The following is a 7727-nucleotide window of genomic DNA, read 5'->3' as shown; positions in this document are numbered from 1 at the left end:
GGCTGTCTGGAGGACGCCGTCACCGTGCCGGTGCTGCGTGCCGACCGCGCCGAGCCGCAGGCAGTCGTCACCGCGCTCGCCGAACTGCACGTGCACGGCGTATCCCCCGACTGGCACGCGCTCTACCCCGGCGCCCACCGCGTCGACCTGCCCACCTACGCCTTCCAGCACGAGCGCTACTGGCTCGACGCCTCCCAGGCGGCAGCCCCCGGTACGGCCGACGTCATGGACACCGAGTTCTGGGACCTCGTAGAGAGGGAGGACCACGACTCCCTCGGCGCTCTCCTGGGGCTGTCGCCGGCCGAATTGGAGGTGGTCGCCCCCCGACTGTCCGGCTGGCGTCGGCAGCGGCGTGAGCAGTCCACTTCCGACCGCTGGCGTTACCGGATCACCTGGCAGTCGTACGGCGACATCGGTGCCGTTCCTTCGGGGACCTGGCTCTGCCCGGTGTCCGAGGAGACCGAGTGGACGTCGGCGATCCAGACCGGACTTGCGGACCTCGGCATCGATCTCGTCCCGCTGGCTCTGAGTGAGGGCACCGACCGTCAGTCGTTGACCCGGATCCTCGCCGACGCCGGGACGCAGGCCGAAGGCATCGTGTTCGCCGCGGCGGGGGCGGACGCGCTCCAGCGGCTCGTCCTGCTCGTACAGGCCCTCGGCGACGCCGGCATCGAGGCCCCGCTGTGGTGTGTGACCAGCGGCGCGGTGTCCACCGGCGCCTCGGACATGCTCACCGACCCCGCGTCCGCGCAGCTCTGGGGTCTGGGGCGGGTCGTCGCCCTGGAGCAGCCGCAGCGATGGGGCGGACTCGTCGACCTGCCCGACGCACCCGACCCCCGTTCGGTGCGGCGGCTGGCCGGCCTGCTGACCCAGGCCGACGAGGACCAACTCGCCGTCCGCGCCACGGGTGTATCCGTGCGTCGCCTGGTGCGCGCACCGCAGAGCACGGCTCTGCCGGACACACTCTGGTCGCCGCGCGGCACCGTCCTCGTGACCGGCGGTACGGGCGCGCTCGGCGGTCACGTCGCCCGCTGGCTCGCGGCCGTCGGAGTCGAACACCTGCTGCTCACCAGCCGCCGGGGCCTCGACGCTCCGGGCGCCGTCGAACTCAAGGAGGAGCTGAGGGCGCTGGGTGCCCGGGTCACCGTCGCCGCTTGCGACGCGGCCGACCGGACCGCGCTCTCGGCCCTTTTCGACCAGCACACGGTCAACGCCGTGGTCCACACCGCGGGCGTACTCGACGACGGCCTGGTCGAATCGCTCACGTCCGAGTCGCTGCACAATGTGCTGCGCCCCAAGGTGGACGCCGCGCTCCACCTGCACGAACTCACGCGGGACCGTCAGGACCTCGACGCCTTCGTGATGTTCTCGTCGATGACCGGTGTCTGGGGCAACGGCGGTCAGGGCGCCTACGCGGCCGCGAACGCATTTCTCGACGCCCTCGCAGAGCAGCGCCGTGCCCAGGGACTGCCCGCATTGGCCGTCGCGTGGGGGCCGTGGGCGGACGGCGGCATGGCCGACGGCGCGGCCGGAGAACACCTGCGACGGCGCGGCATCCGGGCGGTCGCGGCCCTTCCGTCGATCTCCGTGCTGCACAACGCGCTGACGCTCGGGGAAACGTGCGTGACCGTCGCGGACGTGGACTGGGACCGCTTCGTCCGGGCCTTCGCCGCCACGCGTCCCTGCCCGTTGCTGCACGGGGTGCCCGAGGCCCGTAAGGTTCTCGAAGCACGGGACCAGGCCGAGCAGTCCGCCGAGGTCCCCGCGTCCGCGCTGGTGCAGAGCCTGCGGGCGGCTGCGCCGGACGATCAGGACCGCATCCTGATGAACCTGGTTCGCGAGCAGGCCGCCATCGTGCTCCGTCACACCGGCAAGGCCGCCTTCGAGGCCGACCGGACGTTCCGCGAGACCGGGTTCGACTCGCTCACCGCAGTCGAACTGCGTCACAGACTCAACGCGGCCACCGGTCTCAAGCTGTCGGCCACGCTGGTGTACGACCACCCCACCCCCACGGCTCTCGCGCGTCATCTGGGCGACGAACTCCTCGGCCGGCACGGGACGGAGCCGGACGCCGCCCGGGTCACGGCCGTCGCGAACGACGAGCCGCTCGCGATCGTGGCGATGAGCTGCCGTTTCCCCGGCGGCGTCCAGTCGCCGGAGGATCTGTGGGAGCTGCTGCGGGACGGCCGTGACGCGGTGTCCGGGTTCCCCACCGACCGCGGCTGGGACATCGACTCCCTCTACGACCCGGACCCCGACCGGCACGGCCGGACGTACGCGTGCGAGGGCGGCTTCGTCCAGGGCGCCGACCGATTCGACGCCGCTGTGTTCGGGATCTCGCCGCGTGAGGCGCTGGCGATGGACCCGCAGCAGCGGCTGCTGCTGGAGACCGCGTGGGAAGCGTTCGAGCGCGCGGGCATCGCCCCCTCGTCCGTACGCGCCGACCGGACCGGTGTCTTCATCGGAACGAACGGCCAGGACTACGCCAACGTGCTGCGCAACGCACCCGAGGAGATCGAGGGTTACGCCCTGACCGGCAAGGCGGCCTCGGTGGTCTCCGGCCGCATCTCCTACACGTTCGGCCTTGAGGGCCCGGCGGTCACGGTGGACACGGCGTGCTCGTCGTCGCTGGTCGCGCTGCATCTGGCGGCTCAGGCCATCCGGAGCGGCGAGTGCTCGATGGCCCTGGTCGGCGGCGTTACCGTGATGACCACGCCGGACATGTTCGTGGAGTTCAGCCGGCAGCGGGGGCTGTCGCCGGACGGCCGGTGCAAGGCGTTCGCCGCCGGCGCGGACGGCACCGGCTGGGGCGAGGGCGTCGGCATGCTGCTGGTCGAGCGGCTCAGCGACGCTGAGCGCAACGGGCACCGGATCCTCGCCGTGGTGCGTGGTACGGCGGTCAATCAGGACGGTGCGTCGAACGGTTTGACGGCGCCGAACGGGCCTTCGCAGCAGCGGGTGATCCGGCAGGCGCTGGAGTGCGCCGGGTTGTCGCCGGCGGATGTGGATGTGGTGGAGGCGCACGGTACGGGCACCAGGCTGGGTGACCCGATCGAGGCGCAGGCGCTGCTCGCGACGTACGGCCGGGAACATACGGAAGAACGGCCGTTGTGGATCGGGTCGGTCAAGTCGAACATCGGCCACACCCAGGCCGCCGCAGGCGTGGCCGGCGTCATCAAGATGGTCATGGCGATGCGTCATGGCGTGCTGCCGAAGACGCTGCATGTCGATGAGCCCACGCCGCACGTGGACTGGTCGACGGGAGCGGTGCGGCTGCTCACCGAGGCCGTGGCGTGGCCCTCGGGCGACCTGCTGCGCCGCGCGGCGGTGTCCTCGTTCGGTATCAGCGGTACCAACGCGCACACGATCATCGAGGCGGCGCCGACTGTGCCGGCGCCCGCTCCGACACCGGACCCGGGGGCGGTCGTGCCGTGGGTGCTCTCGGCGAAGAGCGAGGCAGCGCTGCGGGCCCAGGCGGAGCGCCTGCTGGAGTACGCGAGTGGCGAAGTACCGCTGCTGGACAGCGGCTTCTCGCTCGCTGTCACCCGGTCGGGGCTGGAGCACCGGGCCGCCGTGGTCGGCTCCGACGCGGACGAACTGCGCGCGGGACTGGCCGCGCTCGTGGCCGGTGAGCCGGCGGGGACCGTGGTGAGCGGGCGTGCGCAGGCCGGGGGCAAGGTGGGTTTCCTGTTCTCGGGTCAGGGTTCGCAGCGTCTGGGGATGGGCCGGGAGCTGTATGCGGCGTTCCCGGTGTTCGCCGAAGCCTTCGACGAGGTGTGTGCGGTGCTGGAGGCGCCGGTCGATGTCGGTGCGGAGGGGTTGCATGAGACTGGGTGTGCGCAGCCGGCGTTGTTCGCGATCGAGGTGGCGTTGTTCCGGTTGCTGGAATCGTGGGGGATTCGGCCGGACTATGTGGCGGGTCATTCGGTGGGTGAGGTCGCGGCTGCGTATGTGGCCGGGGTGCTGTCGTTGGAGGATGCGGCGAAGCTGGTCTCGGCCCGTGCCCGGCTGATGCAGGCGTTGCCTGTCGGTGGGGCGATGGTGGCGGTGCAGGCCGGCGAGGAGGAGGTGTTGCCGTATCTCACCGGTGGGGTGGGTGTCGCGGCGGTCAATGGTCCTGAGTCGGTGGTGGTTTCCGGGGTTGAGGAGGCTGTGCTGGCGATCGCGGAAGCGTTTGCTCGGCAGGGTCGTAGGACGTCCCGGCTGAGGGTCAGCCACGCCTTCCACTCGCCGTTGATGGAGCCGATGCTGGAGGAGTTCCGCGCGGTCGTCCGCGGGCTGGCCTTCAACGAGCCGACGATTCCCCTGGTTTCGATGCTGACGGGGCGTCGGGAGAAGTCTTGCACGGCCGAGTACTGGGTGAGTCACGTCCGTGAGGCGGTCCGGTTCGCCGACGGCGTGCGGACCCTGCACGAGTCGGGTGTGACCACCTTCGTGGAGATCGGCCCCGGCGGTGTGCTCAGCGCGCTCGCCCAGGGCTGTCTGGAGGACGCCGTCACCGTGCCGGTGCTGCGTGCCGACCGCGCCGAGCCGCAGGCAGTCGTGACCGCGGTCGGGCAGCTCCACGTACATGGAGTTTCCCCGGACTGGCACGCGTTCTTCCCCGGCGCGCGGACCGTCGACCTGCCCACCTACCCCTTCCAGCGTGAACGCTACTGGCTCGACGGCATCGCCTCGGTCGGCGACATGCGTGCCGTGGGCCAGGGCGAGGCCGGACACCCCCTGCTCGGTGCCGCCGTGTCGCTGGCCGACGGCGACGGGCAACTGCTCACCGGCCGACTCTCGTTGCACACGCACCCGTGGCTGGCGGATCACGCCGTGAACGGGGTCGTCCTGCTGCCGGGTACCGCGTTCGTCGAGCTGGCCCTCACCGCGGCCGACGCCGTGGGCTGTGACCTGCTGGAGGAGCTGACGCTGGAGGCGCCGCTGCGCGTGCCCGAGCGCGGAGGCATCGCCCTGCAGATAGGTGTCGGCGCCGCCGACGACTCGGGCCGCAGGCCGCTGACCGTGCACTCGCGGATCGACGACGGGGACGCGTACGAGGCCGAACGGACCTGGGTGCGGAACGCCTCCGGCTCGCTGTCCGTCGCCACGGGCCCGGTGGACGACTCGCTCGCCACGTGGCCGCCCGCGGGCGCGGAGCCGGTCGACGTCGATGGCGTCTACGAGCGACTCGAGGGCATGGCACTCGACTACGGCCCCGCCTTTCAGGGGCTACGTGCCGCGTGGCGCAGCGGAGACGACTTCTTCGCCGAGGTGGAACTGTCCGGGGCGGAGCGTGCGGGCGCGGGCGCGTACGGACTGCACCCCGCGCTGTTCGACGCGGCCCTGCACACCGTGTGGCTGGGCGCTGTCGAACCCGAGGCCGGGACCGGGCACGGGCTGCTGCCGTTCGCCTGGAGCGGCGTACGCCTGACCGCCACCGGGGCTGCCACCCTGCGGGTGAAGGTTTCCCGCACGGGCACCACCACGGTCTCGCTGGTACTGGCCGACGGCACCGGAGAGCCGGTCGCGCGCATCGAGTCGCTGACTTTGCGCCCGGTCTCCGCCGGGCAGTTGCGCGGCGGTTCCGGGGACGGCGGCTCACTGTTCGGCCTGGAGCGGACGCCGCTCGCCCTGCCGTCCGCCGCGGACGGCACCAGGATCGAGACGTACGAGGACATCGCAGCACTGCGGGCCGCGGACCCGGTGCCGGACGCCGATGCCGTGGTCGTGCCGTGCCCGACGGGAACCGGCGCGGACACCGCCGCCCGGGTTCACGAGGTCGCCAACTCCGTGCTGGAACTGGTGCAGTGGTGGCTGGCCGAGGATCGTCCGTCGCGTCTCGTGCTGGTGACGCGCACGGGAGACCTGAACCAGTCGGCAGCGCACGGGCTGTTGCGCTCGGCGCAGAGCGAGAACCCGGGCCGTTTCGTGCTCGTCGAAGCCGACGGGAGCGCCGACCCCGTCGGGCTGCTGCCCGGCCTGCTTGCCTCCGGTGAGCCGCAGGCCGAGGTGCGCGGGGGCGAGGTCCGGGTGCCGCGACTGGCCCGTATCGCCGTGCCGGACACGGAACCGGAGCTTCCCGAGCTCGGTTCCGGCACCGTGCTGTTGACCGGTGCCTCGGGCGGGCTGGGACGGCTCGTCGCCCGGCACCTCGTCGCTCGGCACGGCGTGCGCAGCCTGCTCCTGGTCAGCCGCCGGGGCGGGCAAGCGCCCGGTGCTGCCGAACTCGCTGCCGAGCTGAGCACGCAGGGCGCCGACGTCACCTGGGCCGCCTGCGACATGGCCGACCGCGATGCTGTCCGTGAACTCCTCGCCGGCCGACGGATGTCCGCAGTCGTCCACACGGCGGGCGTCCTGGACGACGGAGTCGTCGGCGCGCTGACGCCCCAGCGACTGGACGACGTGTTCCGTCCAAAGGTCGACGCGGCGCTGAACCTGCACGAACTTGCCGGTGAACTGTCCGCGTTCGTGCTCTTCTCCTCGGTGGCGGGCGTCCTCGGCACGCCGGGCCAGGGCAACTACGCCGCCGCCAACACCTTCCTGGACGCCCTCGCCGAGCACCGCCGGGAGCGAGGGCTGCCCGCCACTTCGCTGGCCTGGGGCCTGTGGGCGCAGGACAGCGACAGCGCGATGACCGGCAGCCTCGACCACACCGATCTCACACGCATCAAGCGCATGGGTCTGGCCGCGATCCCGACGGCCGAAGGCCTGCGGATGTTCGACGTGGGCCTCGCCTCCGGGCGCGCGACCGTCGTCCCGATCCGGCTCGACACCTCCGCCTTCCGGGACGGACAGGGGCAGCCCGTACCGTCCGTACTGCGCGGCCTGGTCCGGGTCGCCCCGGCCCGGCGCACCGCAGCGGCGGCCAAGGCGGCCTGGTCCTCCCTGGGACAGCGGCTGGCCGGGCTGCCCGAGGCCGAGCGCGAGCAGACGGTGCTGGACCTGGTGCGTACCGAGGTGGCCGCCGTGCTCGGGCACGCCGACGTTCAATCGCTCGGCGCGGACGACTCGTTCAAGGACATCGGCTTCGACTCGCTGACTGCCGTCGAACTGCGCAACCGACTGAACGAGGCCGTCGGCCTGCGGCTGCCCGCCACGCTGATCTTCGACTACCCGAGCCCGCTCGCCCTCGCCCGCCACCTCACCACCGAGGCCACGGGTACCGACCAGACACCGGTGGCCACCGCCTCCACGGTCGCCGTCGCGGCGGACGAGCCGATCGCGATCGTGGGGATGGCCTGCCGGTACCCCGGTGGTGTGCGGTCGCCCGAGGACTTGTGGCAGTTGGTGTTCGACGGCCGTGACGCGATTTCCGGGTTCCCCGAGGACCGGGGCTGGGACGTGGAGAACCTCTACGACCCCGACCCCGACCAGTGGGGCACCAGCTACACCCGCGAAGGCGGCTTCCTGCACGAAGCGGCCGATTTCGACGCGGAGTTCTTCGGGATCTCGCCGCGTGAGGCGCTGGCGATGGACCCGCAGCAGCGGCTGCTGCTGGAGACGTCTTGGGAGGCGTTCGAGCGGGCGGGGATCGACCCGGCCTCGGTGCGCGGCAGCCGGACCGGAGTGTTCGCCGGGGTGATGTACCACGACTACGGCGGGCGGGTGCGCACCTCTCCAGCGGGGCTTGAGGGCTACCTCGTCAACGGCAGCGCGGGCAGCGTCGCCTCGGGCCGCGTCTCCTACACGTTCGGCCTTGAGGGCCCGGCGGTCACGGTGGACACGGCGTGCTCGTCGTCGCT

The 7727-nt window shown here is 72.1% G+C and carries 1 protein-coding gene; it reads left to right on the top strand.

What is annotated here, in order from left to right:
• Positions 1-7727 (top strand): SDR family NAD(P)-dependent oxidoreductase (locus tag ACH4UM_RS41420; protein WP_398191748.1); only part of this gene is annotated, 7727 nt, incomplete at both ends.

The sequence above is a fragment of the Streptomyces sp. NPDC020801 genome, from assembly GCF_044334385.1.
Lineage (GTDB): Bacteria > Actinomycetota > Actinomycetes > Streptomycetales > Streptomycetaceae > Streptomyces.
The sequence above is the reverse complement of the archived record's forward strand: the minus strand, read 5'-3'. Positions and strand labels throughout refer to the sequence as shown.